The sequence below is a fragment of the Curtobacterium citri genome (assembly GCF_030362955.1).
GTDB lineage: Bacteria > Actinomycetota > Actinomycetes > Actinomycetales > Microbacteriaceae > Curtobacterium > Curtobacterium citri.
This window is the reverse complement of record NZ_JAUCML010000007.1, coordinates 15,994-29,657: the sequence shown is the minus strand read 5'-3', so window position 1 is coordinate 29,657 and position 13,664 is coordinate 15,994. Positions and strand designations below refer to the sequence as shown.

Genomic DNA, 13,664 nt, shown 5'->3' with positions numbered 1-13,664 from the left:
CATGAGCGATCAGCGCTGGATCAAGATCTGCGGCCTGTCGACGCCCGAGACCGTGGACGCCGCCGTGGACGCCGGCGCGGACGCGGTCGGCTTCGTCTTCGCCGCCGGCAGCCCCCGCACCGTGACCGCGGACCTCGCGAAGGAGCTCGTCGAGCGCATCCCCGAGGGGATCGACGCCGTCGGGGTGTTCCGGGACCAGCAGATCGACGAGGTGGTCGGCATCGCGTCCGAGGTCGGGCTCACCACCCTCCAGCTGCACGGCCGAGAGTCCGCGAGCGACTTCGCCCGCGCGCGGGACGCCGGGTTCTTCACCATCCGTGCCGTCTCGACCGACGACTACCTCCGCGAGACCCCGGAGCAGCGGGCGGCCTTCGACCACGACCTGCTCCTGCTCGACGCCGCCGTGCCGGGGAGCGGACAGCTCGTCGACCCGGCGACGATCGCGGGCAGGATCGACGAGGCATGGATCCTCGCGGGTGGGCTGACGCCCGCCAACGTCGTCGCCGCGGTGCAGGCGCTCGACCCCGACGGGGTCGACGTGTCGAGCGGGGTGGAGTCCGAGCGCGGGGTCAAGGACGTCGCACGCATCCGGTCGTTCGTCGAGGCGGTCCGCAGCATCCCCTGACGGACGACGCGATGCACCACGCGACGGACGGGAGGCGCGTGTCGAGCCCGCCACGCGCCTCCCGTCCGTCAGGTGTGCGTCAGCGCAGGGTGGGGATGAGCTCCGTCAGGAACGCGTCGGTGTCCTCCCAGCCCTCCACCGCGTGGCAGGGCACGCCGAGGGCCTTCACCGGGTAGTCGTTGCCCTCGGGATCGAGGCGGTCGCCGACGAACAGCATGTCGTCGAGGTCGATGCCCGTGAGCTCGGCGAGGCGGCGCATGCCGTACGCCTTGTCGATGCCCTTCCGGGTGATGTCGACGCTGGTCGAGCCGCCCGAGCGCACCTCGAGGTCGGGGAGCTCCGCCTGCACGAGCCGGCGCAGGTGGTCCTTCTTCTCGCCGGTCGGGTCCCAGCGCTTCTTGACGTCGACGGGGGCGGACTGCCCGAGCGCGGAGAAGGTCACCTGCGAGCCACGGTCCTCGAGGATCGGGCCCCAGGTCTCGGACTCCCAGTAGCCGGCGGCCTTCGCCTGCGTCTCCACGGCGGCGAGCGCGCGGGTCTTCTCGTCGTCGGTGAGGTCCTCGGCGTACTGCAGCGCCCAGTCCGACCCGGACCAGCGGTAGTACGCGGTGCCGCAGGTCGGCAGCAGGTGCAGGTCGTCGAGCGGGAGTCCGTCGCGGTCGCGCAGCGGGTGGACGAGCTGCTGCTCGAACTGCTGGAAGTTGCCGCCCGAGATCACCGCGACCGGCACGGTGGCGAGCAGGGCGGCGAAGGTCTCGAGCATGCGCGGGTCGAGCGGGGACTTCGACGGCGCGAGCGTGTCGTCGAGGTCGAAGGCGACGAGGCGGGGCGTGGTCATGGGTCGATCCTGCCAGACGCCCGTGCAGAGGCGGCCGGGCCCCGTCGGGACCCGGCCGTCGTGCTGCTGCGGGAGACTCCTCGCTGCGGGGGACTACTCCTTGACGAGCACGACCTCGTCGAGGGGGAGGCGGGTGCGCGGGGCGACCTCGCGCTCGGCGGCCTTCTCGTCGAGCTGCGACGGGTCCGCCACGGTGCCGATCGCGGTCACGGTGTAGGGCACGAACCGCTCGGGCAGGTCGAACGCGGCGCGGAGGCCCTGGGCGTCGATGCCGGCCATCTGGTGCACGTGGAGGCCCTCGGCGTGCGCCTGCACGGTGAGCGCCGTCAGCGACTGACCGAGGTCGTACTGCGCGAAGGGGCGCTCGTCGCCGTTTTCGGTCGCGGTCTCGAGGATCCCGACGACCAGCGCGCTGGCGCGGAATGCCCACGCGGCGTTGAAGCCGAGCAGGTGTTCGTTGATCTTGGCGAAGGTCTCGGTGCCACGGCGGCCGGCGATGAATCGGCGCGGCTGGTGGTTCATGGCGGACGCGGCCCAGCGTGCGGCCTCGAGGACGGCGTCGAACTGCGCGTCCGAGATCGTCGCGGACTCGTCGTAGGAACGCGGGCTCCAGCGCTCCTCGAGCAGCGGCACGAGCGGCTGGCTGGAATCGGTCGAACGGCTGAGCGTGGCAGGCATCGAGGTCATGGTGCGTGCAACGGTGTTCGATGCGAACGCATTTCGGGGCTGAGTGCGTTCACATGAAACGGCCTCGGGTCCGCGGCCGGGGTGCGAGGATGGACCCGATGGGTGGCGTGTTGACCGGGTTCGCGATCATCGGCGCGATCATCGCCGCCGGGTACGTCGTCGGGCGCACCGGCCTGCTCGGCCCGCACGCGCAGTTCGTGATGAGCCGCCTGGCGTTCTTCGTCCTCATGCCGTGCCTGCTGTTCCACACCATCGCGACGGCGCACATCGAGACGCTGCTGTCACCGATGCTCTGGGTCTCGCTCGTCAGCGCCGTGACCGTGGCGGTCGTCGCGGTGCTGGTCTTCCGCCTGGTGCTGCGCCGGTCCCTGGCCACGACGACGGTCGGTGCCCTGGCGTCCGGCTACGTGAACGCGAACAACATCGGTCTGCCGGTCGCCGTCTACGTGCTCGGCCAGGCGACGGCCGTCGTGCCGGTGATCCTGCTGCAGCTCGTCGTGCTGGCACCGCTCGCGCTCACCGTGCTCGATGCGGCGACGGCGAACGGTGGTGGGTGGCGGGCGCGTGTGGTCGGACCGTTCCGCAACCCGATCATCATCGCCTCGCTCGTGGGGCTCGTCTGCTCGGCGCTCCGCCTCGAGATCCCGACCCCGGTGCTCGAGCCGTTCGCGCTCGTCGGCGCAGCGGCGGTGCCCCTCGTGCTGCTGTCCTTCGGCATGAGCCTGCACGGCGCCGCACCGCTGCGGGACCGTTCGACCCGGCCGGATGTGCTCGTCGCCTCGGGGCTCAAGCTGATCCTGATGCCCGCGGTGGCGTACGTGTTCGCCCGGTTCGTCTTCGGGCTCGACGACGAGGACGTCCTCGTGCTCACGACGCTCGGGGCGCTGCCGGCGGCACAGAACGTCTTCAACTACGCGCAGCGGTACCGGGCGGCGGTGCCGGTGGCGCGGGACGTGGTCCTCATCACGACCGTGGGGTCGGTGCCCGTGCTGGTGCTCGTCGCGGCGCTGCTGCACCCGTAGCGGCGCGTGGCCCAGGGCTGGCCGGGGCCGGGCGGGCTGGCTGGTGGGCTGACCGAGCGGGCCAGATCTGCAACGTTCGACAACCCCGCGCGACGGATCGAGCCCGCTCGGCGATCGACGCACGGCATGTCGTGCCCGTTCGCGGCGGTCGTGCGACCGGCGGCCGTGTGACCGGCCGCCGGGTCAGAAGATCATGGGGCGGTCGTCGTCGAGCGAGGTCTCGAGGTCGAGGTCGACCGACACCGGCACGTGGTCGCTCGGCGCGTCGCCCTTCCGCTCGTCGCGGTGGATCGTCGCCGCCACGGTGACGTCGGCGAAGGCCTGGGACCCGAGGACGAAGTCGATCCGCATGCCCTCGTTGCGGGGGAAGCGGAGCTGCTTGTAGTCCCAGTACGTGTAGCCCTCGGGGACGATCGGACGGACGACGTCCTGCAGCCCGCGGGCCTCGAACTCGCGGAAGGCCGCACGCTCGGGCTCGCTGACGTGCGTCGAACCCTCGAACGCCCGGACGTCCCACACGTCGCGGTCGAGCGGCGCGACGTTCCAGTCGCCCATGAGCGCGAGCGGCGTCTCCGGCTCCGCGTCGAGCCACTCCGTCGTACGGTCGGCCAGCTCGGCCAGCCAGTCGAGCTTGTACGTGTAGTGCGGGTCGCCGAGCTCGCGGCCGTTCGGCACGTAGAGGCTCCACAGCCGGACGCCGTCGACGGTGACGCCCATCGCGCGGGCCTCGACCGGCAGGTCCCGGCCCTCGTGGCCCTTGAGGAAGCCCGGCTGGCCGGGGAAGTCGCGGGTGACGTCCTCCATCGGCAGCCGGCTGGCGAACGCGACGCCGTTCCACTGGTTCAGCCCGTGGGCCTCGACCTGGTAGCCGGCGGCCTCGAAGGCGTCCACCGGGAACTGCTCCGGCTTGCACTTGATCTCCTGCATGCCGAGGACGTCGACGTCCTCGCGCACCAGCCAGTCGACGATCCGGCCCACTCGGGTGCGGACGGAGTTCACGTTCCAGGTCGCCACGCGCATGGGATCGAACCTACCGGTGGCGGCTGGCACGGGGGTCGGCGCCGTGGCCCGTGGCGTCGTGCGACACCGCACGTGTCGATCGACGCGCGGAGTGTCGTGATCGCGGAGCGACCCCGAGCCGCCGTCGTCCCGCGCGCCGCCGGGCTAGAAGCGGACGCCGCGCACCGCCATGAATGGCGCCGGGTCGGTGGTCGCGCCGTTGATGTGCACCTCGTAGTGCAGGTGGCAGCCGGTCGAGTTGCCGGTCGAGCCGACCAGTGCGATCAGCTGCCCCGCCGACACGCGCTGCCCCGGCGTCACCCGGAAGCCGCCGTTGACGATGTGCCCGTACGCCGTCGCGACACCGCCGCCGTGGTTGATCCGCACGTAGTTGCCGTAGCCGCCGTACCAGCCCGCGTACTCGACCGTGCCGGCCGAGGCGGCGACGATCGCCGTCGAGCAGCCGCTCGTGAGGTCGAGGCCGTCGTGCATCGTCCCGACGCCGGTGATGGGGTGGATGCGGTAGCCGTACGGGCTGATGACGTAGCCGCCGCCGGGACGGACCCAGCCGGTACCCGAACCGGATCCGACGCCACCGCCGCCACCACCGCCTGTGCCACCGACCGGGGCGCTCGTGCCGCCGCCACCGCCGCCGCCACCGCCACCACCGGAGTTGGCCGCGGCAGCCGCCTGGCGCTGCCGCTCGAGCTCACGCTGGCGGGCCGCCTCGGCCTCGCGCCGCTGCTTCTCCTCCGCCGCCTTGCGCTCGGCCTCGCCCTTGGCGAACTCGGCCTCGGTCCGGACCCGACCCGAGGTCAGCGTCGCGAGCTGGGCGTCGAGCCGCGCCTTGTTGGCCTGCTGCTCGGCGTAGGCGTCCTGCACCTGGTCGGCAGCCGCCTGGGACGCCTGCATCTTCTCCTGGGCCTCGGCGGCGAGGTCCTTGAGCGCCACGCTCGCCCGGTCCGCCTGCGCCGTCAGGGAGCGGGCCACCGCCGCGTCGGCCGTCGCCGCCGTCTCCACGCGCTCGGCCTGCTCGGAGAGCTTGCTGAGGGCGCCGAGGTCGTACAGCAGGTCACGGGCGTCCTCGCCCTCGGCCAGCACGGACGCGGTGACGTCCGCGCCGCCGTGCCGTGCCATCTGCGCGGCGAACTGCCCGGCCTGGGCGGCACTGCGCTCGGCGACCTCGGCGTGCTCGTCGGCGTCGGAGCGGAGGCGCTGCTCCTTCGCGGCGGCGTCCTGTGCCTTGCCCTGGGCGGCGAAGAACTCGTCGCCGAGGCGCTTCGCCTCGGCCTCGGCCGCTGCGACCTCGTCCTCGAGTCCGGAGATGATGCCCCGGATCTCGGTGATCTGCTCCTGCTTCGCCGACTCCTGACCGCGAGCGGCCATGACGTCGTCCCACGAGGGGTACTTCGCGGCGCTCGCGCTCGGGGCGTCGACGAGCACCGTCGCGAGCAGACCGGTCAGGGCGAGCCCGGTGGCGAGCAGACGGAGACGGACGGTCGGACGCGGGGCGCTGTGGCTTGTGGGACGAGTCACGGGCACGAGCCTATACATCCGTACAGGCGGTCCGACACGCCGCCGCGCCGACTGTGGAGAACTCCCGTCCGGTTCAGAAGCCGCGCTCGCGCCGGATCCGGTCGGCGCTGCCCACCACGTCGCGCTGCAGGACGGCGGCGCCGGCGGTCCCGGCGTAGTCGTAGACGTCGAAGCCCGTGCAGTGGGTGATCGACGCCGGGGCGCCGAGGGAGTCCTCCACCGCGGTGGTCCAGAGGTCGTTCGCGCCGATCACGACGAAGGTCGGCGTCGCGTCCCGGTAGGCACCGAGGTCGACGAGCCACGGGTACGTCTCGAAGGTGTCCCGCACCTGCAGCAGGTCGACGTCGCTCTCGGCGTAGGCGGCGAGGGGGCGGACGGTCCAGAACTGCCCGACCCCGGTGACGTGCCGTCCGTCGGCCCAGCGGTCCAGGCACGCGGCGGGCGCGTACCGGGCGCTCGCGACGGCCGCGACGGTGCCCGGGGCGACCGCGACCCCGGCGACCAGGACGACGGCGGCCGCGACCGCCACGACGAGCCGCACGCCCCGTCGGGGTCGGTGCACCCGGGTCCGGCGCACGGCCGAGCGGACGAGCTCGGCGACCGCGACGAGCGCGAGCAGCGGCGCGGTCACGATCGGCTCGAGGTAGCGCGGCGTCTGCGACCCGGCGACGACCACGCCGACCGACACCGCCACGACCGTCACGAGCGGCAGCACGGTCGCCACGAGGACGGTCCGCGCGGTCCGGACCCGCCAGGCCCAGACCGTCCCGCCCACCGCGAGCACCAGGCCCGCGAAGAGCAGCAGCAGTTCGGCGTCGCCCCGGGCCGACCCCGCCCGGTCGTCGGTGAGCGCCGCGAAGAACGCCAGCGTCCGTCCCGCCTGGTCCGGGTGCACGTACGTCGACGGGTCCAGCGAGACGAACGGGGCGAGCGGGATCCGGAGCAGGTAGCCGACGACGGCGCCGGCGACGAGCACGCCGGAGGTCCACGCCGCCGGCCGCCACGGCACCCGACGGGCGAGGGAGAGCAGCGCGAGGGTCACGACCACCGGGGCCGCCGACCACGGGACGTACAGCGGGTTCGACGCCGTCGTGCAGGCCGCGACGAGTCCGAGGACGACGAGGACGGTCACCGTCGCGCGACCGGTCCGCACCGTCCGCAGCACGAGCACGGCCGTGCCGAGCATCGCGAGCAGGGCGCCGTAGTAGTAGGTCGTGGTGAGCAGCAGCGACCCGAGCTCGAGCGAGGTCGCGGTCGCGGTGTACTCCGTGAGCACGAGCGCCGTCACGAACCCGAGCGCGAGGGCGGACACCGTGATCCGGGCGGACCGTCGGGCGGCCGGCATGAGCTCGTTCGCGGCGGCGCGGACCAGGGCGTAGACGGCGAGCAGCACGAGGACGCCGTTGAGTGCCAGGGCCTGCTGGGGCGTCCCCGTCACCAGGGAGCAGAGCAGGTAGACCGGCAGTTCCGGGAAGAAGAACAGTGCCGGGGACATCGCCCACTCGAACGGCTGCCCGAGCCGGATCGAGCGTTCGACGAGCGGCAGCAGCACCGAGTCGCCGTCGTACCAGAGCAGGGCGACCCGGTCGGTGGCCATGACGTGTCCGAGGGCGATGACGGACAGGGCCAGCGCGACGGCGGCGCCCAGTGCCTCCCGTCCGATCGCGGGCCACGCACGGTGCGCGGGCCGGCCGTCCGACGGGACCACGGCGGTGTCGTGGCCGGTCGCTCCGGGCACGACTGGTGGCATGCCCGGAGCGTACCGAGCGTGCCGGAGCGCTGCCTGCGGGTGGCGCTGCGGGGCCCTCGGGTGCGATCCGAGGCCGACCGACTACCCTTGTGCGCTGTGACCGACACGCGCGACCAGCTGATCCAGCACATCTCCGACGATGCGGTGTTCCACGGCGACTTCACGCTGACCAGTGGCAAGCAGGCGTCGTACTACATCGACCTCCGCAAGGTGAGCCTCGACCACCGCGTCGCACCGCTCATCGGCCAGGTCATGACGGACCTGCTCCAGCAGGTGCCCGACGTCGACGCCGTCGGCGGGCTCACCATGGGCGCGGACCCGATCGCGAGCGCCGTGCTGCACCAGGCCGCCGCGCGCGGGCTGTCCTACGACGCCTTCGTCGTGCGCAAGGAGCCGAAGGACCACGGTCGCGGTCGGCAGGTCGAGGGCCCGGACGTCCGCGGCAAGCGCGTCGTCGTGCTCGAGGACACCTCCACCACCGGCGGCTCGCCGCTCAAGGCCGCCGAGGCGCTCGAGCGCGAGGGGGCGGTCATCGCGGCCGTCGCCGTCGTCGTTGACCGCGACACGGGCGCGAAGGAGCGCATCGAGGCGGCCGGCTACCCCTACTTCGCAGCGATCGGACTGGCCGACCTGGGGCTGAGCGCGTGACCGGGGAGCGTCCGGAGGACGCGCGCGGGCCCGAGGACGGCGCCGGACCGGCAGACGGGTCCGACGACGGCCGGGAGGCCCGTGGCACGTCCGCCCCGGACGCTCCGTTCCGCGGACTGCGCAGCGCAGCCGACATCTTCGGTGCGCCGCGCGGTGCCGACGAGTGGCCCTCGCGCCGCGAGCGGCGCGAGGCGGAGCGGGCCGCCCGCGAGACGGGTGCACCGCTGCCGGAGCCGTTCGAGCCGGTGGCCGACGAGGCCGCCGCTGCGCCTGCGGCTGGCGACGAGGCTGCGGTCGGGGTCGGGGTTGCGCCGGCCGCCCCGGGTGCGTCCGACCCCGAGGACGCCGGTGCCACCCAGGCTATCCCGATGAGCGACGAGCTCCGCGAGGCCTCGCTCAACCCGCAGGCCGCGGCCGAGCACGAGCGCGAGACCCTCGGCGAGCGCATCCCGCCCGCCGCCCCCGTGCCGCCGTCGACCACGGCGTCGCACCCGTCGTCGATCTCGCTGCCGACCGCGATGCACAGCCGCGACCAGCGCGCCGCGGAGAACCGCGCGGTCGACGAGGAACGCCGCCGCCTCGACCCGTTCGGGCAGGGACGCACGGACGTCGACTGGCTCGGCCGGGCAACCGGACCGGGGCCGGCGGCGCCGACCCCCACCCCGACCGGACCGGTGGCGCAGCCGATCGGCGTCGGGAACGTGCTGCCGCCGACGCCCGCCGCGCCGACGAACGAGCCGCCGAGCTTCACCGAGCTGCTGCGACTGCAGGGCGAGGACGACCCCGCCGCGGCGGGCGGGACGGATCGGCCGTTCGACTGGGCGGTCCGGGACGACGAGGCCGGCGAGGTCCCCACGGCGCTCACCACCGATCGCTTCGACACGACGGCCCTCGGGGCTGCGGCCGCCGGGGCTGCGGCCGGCGGGGCCGGGTCGTGGTCGCTGTCCGCGGAGGCGGATCCGGAGGACGACGTCGTTCCCGGGGAGACCGCCGACGCTGCTGACACAGCTGTCGCTGCGACCCGGACGTCCGAGTCGCCGTCGTCCTCGGTGACCGACCAGGCGACCCCCGCCCCCGTCTCGGCAGCGGCGACCCCGTGGTGGGCCGAGCCTGCCACCGCCGCCGTGCCGCCGACCGCCGCACCGCCGTCCGTCGAGCCCACTGCTGCCGCGGGCGCCACCGCCGAGGGACCGGCCGCCGAGCGACTGCCGGCCGCGGCGCCGGAGGACCTCGACCAGTCCGAGTGGGACGGGCGCGAGACGAGCGACACGAGCGCGATCAAGGACCTGTTCGGCACCGAGGCCGTCGGGCAGCTCGGCGAGACCGGCTACGACCCGCACGACTCCGGGACGCGCATGATGCCCGCCGTCGGTGCCGACCAGCACCGTGACCCGGCCGTCGCCCGCGTTGCGGACCCGGACGGCGCCTCCAGCGGCTCGACTCCCGGCCCGGACCGCGACAACTTCATCAACGAGGGCTTCGGCCGTCTGCGGAACGAGGGCAGGCGCGGCAAGCAGCTGCTCGTCGTCGCGGCGGTCGTGCTCATCGTCGTGCTGCTCGTCGCCGTCTTCGGCCTGACGAAGTGGATCCTCGGCAGCTCGATCAGCGAGGAGCGCGCTGCCGCACCGACCGCGACCGCGACCTCGGCCGCGTCCGCTCCCGCCGAGTCGACGACCCCGTCTCCGACGCAGGAGGCCGCGGCACCGTCGGCGCCGTCGCAGACACTGCAGTTCGCGACGACCCCGGCGACGCCCGGCGAGCACGCGTGGACCGAGCTGGCCGGCGGGGAGTGCCTGTCGCCCTTCACGGACGCGTGGGCGCAGACCTTCACGGTCGTCGACTGCTCGGCCGCGCACGCCGCCCAGCTGACGGCCCGGGTGCAGGTGGAGGCGGGGCAGTGGCCCGGCCCGGAGGCGCTCGCCGCCCAGGCCTCCCAGCTGTGCCAGAGCTCGCAGGCGATCGACACCGCCGCCGCTGCCGGGTTCGGCGACGTGCAGGTGCAGGGCTCGTACGCGCCGGACCAGAGCACGTGGGACCGCGGCAACACCTTCATCTCGTGCTTCGCCACCCGCTCGTCGGGGCAGCCCCTGACCGGCTCCCTCGCCCCGACCGGCACCTGACCGGCACCTGACCGGGCTCCCTCCCTCCGAGCCCCGCGCGAGCCTGACCCGCGCGAGGCCCGCGCGGGTCAGGACGCGGCGGGGACCGCGGCGGATGCCTCGTCGAGCGTCCGGAGCTCCTCGGCGCTGAGCTCGAGGTCGGCCGACGCCAGGAGCGCCGGGAGCTGCTCGGTGTTCCGGGCGCTGGCGATCGGTGCCACGACGTCCGGCTGCGCCTGCAGCCAGGCGAGGGCGACCGAGGCGATCTCGGCCTCGTGCGCCTCGGCGATGCGGGAGAGGGCGTCGACGACCGCGAGCCCCTCGTCCGAGAAGTACCCCGACACCTGTCCCTCGCGGTCCTTGCCGGCGAAGTCCTCCTTCGTGCGGTACTTGCCGGTGAGGAACCCGGCGGCCAGGGCGAAGTACGGCACGACCCCGAGCCCCTCGGAAGCGGCGAGCGGGGCGATGTCCGACTCGTACGGCTCGCGGGTGACGAGGTTGTAGTGCGGCTGGATCGCGACGGGCAGCGCCAGGCCGGCCTCCTTCGCGATGCGGATCCACTCCTCGGCCCGGGCGCGGGAGTAGTTCGAGATCGCCGTGTAGCGGACGAGGCCCTCCTGCACGAGCTGGTCGAACGCGCGCACGGTCTCCTCGAGCGGGGTGTCCTGGTCGTCGAAGTGCGCGTAGTACAGGTCGATCCGGTCGGTGCCGAGACGCTCCAGGCTCGCGCGGGCCGCCGCGGCGACGTTCGCGGCGGACAGGCCGCTGTACTGCGGGTGCTGCGAGACCTTCGTCGCGACCACGACGTCGTCGCGCTTGCCCGACGCCCGGAGCCACGAGCCGATGACGCGCTCGGACTCGCCGCCCTCGTTGCCGGGGGCCCAGGCGGAGTACACGTCGGCGGTGTCGACGAAGTCGCCGCCGGCACCGGCGTACGCGTCGAGCACCCGGTGCGAGGTCTGCTCGTCGGCGGTCCAGCCGAAGACGTTGCCGCCGAGGGCGAGGGGGAACACGTGCAGGTCGCTGGTTCCGATGCGGGGCATGGCGATTCCTTTCACTGCGGTACGGATCCCGTCCACGCTATGCCTGCGGGTGCCGTGCAGGCTGAGGGGTTTCGATGGACGGATGACCGCCCTCGCCGACGCCCTCACCGACCCCCGCTCGTCCGCCCGACTCCGTGCCGTGATGGCCGCCGGCACCGAGGCGGACCCGTCCGACCTCGACGTGCTCGTCGAACGGTGCGCGGTCGAGCCGGACCTGCAGGTGCGCGAGGCACTGACGTGGTCCCTCGTCCGCCTGCCCGCCGAGGTCGTCGTCCCGCGCCTGGTCGGCGAGCTCGGGCGACCGGAGGCGCAGGCGCGGTCGCAGGCCCTCCACACGCTGTCGAAGATCCGCGACGGCTCCGTGTACCCGGAGGTCGCGGACCGGCTCGGTGACGACGACCCGGGCGTCCGCCGGACCGCCTGGCGCGCCGCGGTGCTGCTCGCACCCGACGAGGAGCGTCCCGCCCTCGCCCGACGGTTGGCCCGCGAGCTCGGGCAGGGGGACCGCGAGACCCGGCTGGCGCTGAGCCGCGCACTCGTCACCCTCGGCGAGGACGTGGTCGCCCCGGTCCTGACCGACGCGTCGGACCGTCGCGGCGAGGCCGTCCGCGAGCACGTCGCCGAGACCGAGCGGCTCCTCGCCGACCCGGACGCCGGATCGGCGCTCGCGCTGGAACGCGCACGACGCGAGATGGCGCTGGGACGCGGGAAGCGCGCCTCCGGGTGACCACCCGACGGACGGGAGGCCCGTGGCGACGCCGCCACGGGCCTCCCGTCCGTCGGTGGGTCACGCCGACCACGCGCGGACGGTTCCGGGGCGGGCCGCGGAAGACCCGGATTCGGGCCGCCGAACAGGCCGGATCGGCTTGCGTGCGCGGATCGCGGCACGGCAGGGTGGGTGCCGAAGGGGAGTAGCTCCCAGCGCGTGCATCGACACACTGGCCATCACGACGATCGGCCCGGTGCACCACCCGTGCGGTCCCACCCGCCGGGCGAGCGAGACCTTCGGCCGTCCTGCCGTGCCGAAGCGCTCCCCACCCCTGCGCGATCGGTGCGGCCCGACCAAGGGACCATCCCGTGATCGACACCGCATCCACCCCCACCGCCGTGACGGCGCCGCCGCCCCGCATGGGCCGCAGCGCCTGGGGCCGCATCGCCATCTGCATCGTGCTCGCGCTGCCCGCCGTGGTCTTCCGCATCGGCGGCTTCGCGCCGGACCCGCTCGTCGACCTGCTCGTGTTCGGCGGCGCGGTCGTCGCCGCCTCGTTCCTGCTCGCCTGGGCGGCCGAGGCCGCGCAGAAGGACATCTCCGGTGCGCTCGCCATCGCGATCCTCGCGCTCATCGCGGTGCTGCCCGAGTACGCGGTCGACCTGTACTACGCGTTCCGGTCCGGCTCCGACCCGGCGTACGAGCAGTTCGCCGCCGCCAACATGACCGGCTCGAACCGGTTGCTGCTCGGGTTCGGCTGGCCGCTCGTCGTGATCATCTCGCTGCTCGTCGCCCGTCGGTACGTCCGAGCCGGTTCCCTGCCGGCGTCGGCGACGAAGGTGCTGCAGCTCGAGCAGTCCTCGCGGCTGGACATCGGCTTCCTCGCCCTGCTCGCGGTCGTCGCGTTCCTCATCCCGCTGATGGGCTCGATCCCGCTCTGGTTCGGGTTCGTGCTGCTCGCCGCCTTCGTGGCGTACCTGTGGCGTGCGTCCAAGGTGTCGGACGACGACGGTGACGACGAGGAGATGGTCGGCATGGCGGGGAACATCGCCTCGATGCCGCAGCGTGCGCGCCGCTGGACGATCGTCGCGCTCTTCGTCGTGGCGGCCGCGGTCATCCTGTCGTCGGCGGAGCCGTTCGCCGACGCGCTCGTCGAGTCCGGCAGCGCGCTCGGCATCGACAGCTACTTCCTCGTGCAGTGGCTCGCGCCGCTCGCGACCGAGGCCCCCGAGTTCATCGTCGCCGCGCTGTTCGCGCTGCGGGGGATGGGTGGGGCCGCGATCGGGACGCTCATCGCGTCGAAGGTCAACCAGTGGTCGCTGCTCGTCGGCTCGCTGCCGATCGCGCACGTGCTCGGCGGCGGGACCACGGGCGGCCTGCCGCTCGACGGGCGGCAGGTCGAGGAGTTCGTGCTCACCGCGTCGCAGACCGTGCTCGGCGTGGCGATCATCATCGCGCTGCGGTTCCACCGGTGGTCGGCGATCGCGCTCGTGGCGCTGTTCGCCGTGCAGTTCGTCGTGACCGACACGAGCGGGCGGTGGGTGCTCAGCATCGTGCACCTCGTCGTCGCCGTCGTCGTGGCCTGGGTCCACCGCCGGGACATCGTGCCGACGCTCCGGGCGCCGTTCCGCCGGCAGGCCGTCTGACGGCGGTCGTCGGCGGGACTCGGCGCGCGCGGTTGGACTGCGCCGAGGTCGCACAATTCTGC

At 73.7% G+C, this 13,664-nt stretch carries 12 protein-coding genes; 6 read left to right on the top strand and 6 right to left on the bottom strand.

Features of this window, described 5'->3' with window-relative positions; translation table 11 throughout:
* Position 1: 1 nt before the first annotated feature.
* Positions 2-625: a phosphoribosylanthranilate isomerase gene (locus tag QUG92_RS11460; protein WP_182046090.1), complete on the top strand. Its 624-nt coding sequence runs from the start codon at positions 2-4 to the stop codon at positions 623-625.
* Positions 626-704: 79 nt separating this feature from the next.
* On the opposite strand, the gene QUG92_RS11455 is transcribed toward QUG92_RS11460, so the two are convergent.
* Both QUG92_RS11455 and QUG92_RS11450 read right to left on the bottom strand, forming a co-directional pair.
* Positions 705-1,463 carry an HAD-IIB family hydrolase gene (locus tag QUG92_RS11455; protein WP_182046089.1) on the bottom strand — a complete coding sequence of 253 codons (759 nt, stop codon included), beginning with the start codon at positions 1,461-1,463 and terminating at the stop codon, positions 705-707.
* A 93-nt stretch (positions 1,464-1,556) separates the two neighbouring features.
* Positions 1,557-2,141, bottom strand: coding sequence for a nitroreductase family protein (locus tag QUG92_RS11450; RefSeq protein ID WP_289459153.1), 585 nt, complete (start codon positions 2,139-2,141; stop codon positions 1,557-1,559).
* A 107-nt stretch (positions 2,142-2,248) separates the two neighbouring features.
* Here QUG92_RS11450 and QUG92_RS11445 point away from each other — a divergent pair, with 107 nt between their 5' ends.
* Positions 2,249-3,172 carry an AEC family transporter gene (locus QUG92_RS11445; RefSeq protein WP_069712371.1) on the top strand — a complete coding sequence of 308 codons (924 nt, stop codon included), beginning with the start codon at positions 2,249-2,251 and terminating at the stop codon, positions 3,170-3,172.
* A gap of 183 nt (positions 3,173-3,355) precedes the next feature.
* Here QUG92_RS11445 and QUG92_RS11440 read toward each other — a convergent pair whose 3' ends face one another.
* From QUG92_RS11440 to QUG92_RS11430, 3 genes are all read right to left on the bottom strand, one after another.
* A complete protein-coding gene (locus QUG92_RS11440; protein WP_289459152.1) occupies positions 3,356-4,192 on the bottom strand; it encodes an exodeoxyribonuclease III in 837 nt (278 codons plus the stop codon).
* 144 nt (positions 4,193-4,336) lie between these two features.
* The gene (locus QUG92_RS11435; RefSeq protein ID WP_289459151.1) at positions 4,337-5,707 is read right to left on the bottom strand and encodes a peptidoglycan DD-metalloendopeptidase family protein; all 1,371 of its coding nucleotides are present in this window, start codon (positions 5,705-5,707) and stop codon (positions 4,337-4,339) included.
* A 73-nt stretch (positions 5,708-5,780) separates the two neighbouring features.
* Complete coding sequence (locus tag QUG92_RS11430) at positions 5,781-7,457, bottom strand: hypothetical protein (protein ID WP_182046086.1); 1,677 nt, start codon at positions 7,455-7,457, stop codon at positions 5,781-5,783.
* Between the two features lie 96 nt (positions 7,458-7,553).
* On the opposite strand from QUG92_RS11430, the gene pyrE reads away from it, so the two are divergent.
* Positions 7,554-8,105, top strand: a complete 552-nt coding sequence (gene pyrE / locus QUG92_RS11425; RefSeq protein WP_069712374.1) for an orotate phosphoribosyltransferase — start codon at positions 7,554-7,556, stop codon at positions 8,103-8,105.
* On the top strand, positions 8,102-10,225 hold the full coding sequence (locus QUG92_RS11420) for a hypothetical protein (RefSeq protein WP_289459150.1): 2,124 nt from the start codon (positions 8,102-8,104) through the stop codon (positions 10,223-10,225). Before pyrE ends, QUG92_RS11420 begins: the two co-directional genes overlap by 4 nt.
* A 68-nt stretch (positions 10,226-10,293) precedes the next feature.
* Here QUG92_RS11420 and QUG92_RS11415 read toward each other — a convergent pair whose 3' ends face one another.
* Positions 10,294-11,247, bottom strand: coding sequence for an aldo/keto reductase (locus tag QUG92_RS11415; protein ID WP_289459149.1), 954 nt, complete (start codon positions 11,245-11,247; stop codon positions 10,294-10,296).
* A gap of 82 nt (positions 11,248-11,329) precedes the next feature.
* On the opposite strand from QUG92_RS11415, the gene QUG92_RS11410 reads away from it, so the two are divergent.
* Together QUG92_RS11410 and QUG92_RS11405 are read left to right on the top strand one after the other, a co-directional pair.
* Positions 11,330-11,974, top strand: coding sequence for a HEAT repeat domain-containing protein (locus tag QUG92_RS11410; protein WP_182046083.1), 645 nt, complete (start codon positions 11,330-11,332; stop codon positions 11,972-11,974).
* 350 nt (positions 11,975-12,324) lie between these two features.
* On the top strand, positions 12,325-13,602 hold the full coding sequence (locus QUG92_RS11405) for a calcium:cation antiporter family protein (RefSeq protein WP_289459148.1): 1,278 nt from the start codon (positions 12,325-12,327) through the stop codon (positions 13,600-13,602).
* Positions 13,603-13,664: the final 62 nt, after the last annotated feature.

Bases quoted from the DNA above. Each gene is read 5' to 3' on its own strand.
- QUG92_RS11460 (WP_182046090.1), top strand. From the start codon at position 2: ATGAGCGATCAGCGCTGGATCAAGATCTGCGGCCTGTCGACGCCCGAG.
- QUG92_RS11455 (WP_182046089.1), bottom strand. From the start codon at position 1,463: ATGACCACGCCCCGCCTCGTCGCCTTCGACCTCGACGACACGCTCGCG.
- QUG92_RS11450 (WP_289459153.1), bottom strand. From the start codon at position 2,141: ATGCCTGCCACGCTCAGCCGTTCGACCGATTCCAGCCAGCCGCTCGTG.
- QUG92_RS11445 (WP_069712371.1), top strand. From the start codon at position 2,249: ATGGGTGGCGTGTTGACCGGGTTCGCGATCATCGGCGCGATCATCGCC.
- QUG92_RS11440 (WP_289459152.1), bottom strand. From the start codon at position 4,192: ATGCGCGTGGCGACCTGGAACGTGAACTCCGTCCGCACCCGAGTGGGC.
- QUG92_RS11430 (WP_182046086.1), bottom strand. From the start codon at position 7,457: ATGCCACCAGTCGTGCCCGGAGCGACCGGCCACGACACCGCCGTGGTC.
- QUG92_RS11415 (WP_289459149.1), bottom strand. From the start codon at position 11,247: ATGCCCCGCATCGGAACCAGCGACCTGCACGTGTTCCCCCTCGCCCTC.
- QUG92_RS11410 (WP_182046083.1), top strand. From the start codon at position 11,330: ATGACCGCCCTCGCCGACGCCCTCACCGACCCCCGCTCGTCCGCCCGA.